Here is a 909-nt window from a genome sequence, read left to right on the forward strand (position 1 = left end):
TAGAATCTGCTAATATTATTAGTGCAGAACTTAATGCTCGAGGTATAGATAGAATTTCAGAATATCCTGAAATAAAAAAAATATATCTAGATGAATATTTATTCTTGTGTGGCATGAGCGTCACTACCGCTAATAAAGTACATTTTTCTGAAAAATTTAGTTTATCTGGAGCCGGAATTGGCATAGGACTTGTTGATAGTGGTATCTATCCACATCAAGACTTAACCTATCCTAGCAATAAAATCGAGTTATTTAAGGATCTTGTGAATGATTTTCAGCATCCCTATGATGACAACGGACATGGTACATCAATAGCAGGAATCCTTTGCAGCAGTGGTCTATCATCAAATAATATGTATAAAGGTATATGTAATAAAAGTAAGTTATTTTGCTACAAAGCATTTGATAAGCTTGGTAAAGGATTTGCTTCCGATGTTTTGTATTCTATAGAAAGTTTAGCCAATTTATCTAAAGAAAATAATATAAAGGTGCTTTGCTTACCATTTGAGCTGCTAAGCCATAATACATTTATTATTTCTTGTTTTGATTTAGTATTTAATTACGCTGTATCTAAGGGGGTAATTCCCATCGTTCCTAGTGGAAGTAATTTAAATGGTAAATCACCGATTATGGGTATCGCTACACTCTCTAACTGCATTACTGTAGGTGGGCTAAATACCGCTAATTCTATTATAAAACCATATTTATATTCTTCTGAAGGACCTTATGGTAAATTAGCAAAACCTGACTTGTGTGCCGCTTGTGTTAATGTAGTTTCACTAAATTCTGATAACAACTATATTTCTGAAAAAAACGGTATTAAGCTTTATCCTAGTAAACTCGAGGTGCCTTACAAAACATTTACTGGTTCCTCTATTTCTACTGCATATATTAGCGGACTATGTGCTC

At 33.0% G+C, this 909-nt stretch carries 1 protein-coding gene; it reads left to right on the forward strand.

Annotated features, from left to right (window positions below; translation table 11 throughout):
• Nucleotides 1-909 (forward strand): S8 family serine peptidase (locus tag CLCHR_RS24215; RefSeq protein WP_139376295.1); only part of this gene is annotated, 909 nt, incomplete at both ends.

It is taken from the genome of Clostridium chromiireducens (assembly GCF_002029255.1).
GTDB classification, from domain to species: domain Bacteria; phylum Bacillota; class Clostridia; order Clostridiales; family Clostridiaceae; genus Clostridium; species Clostridium chromiireducens.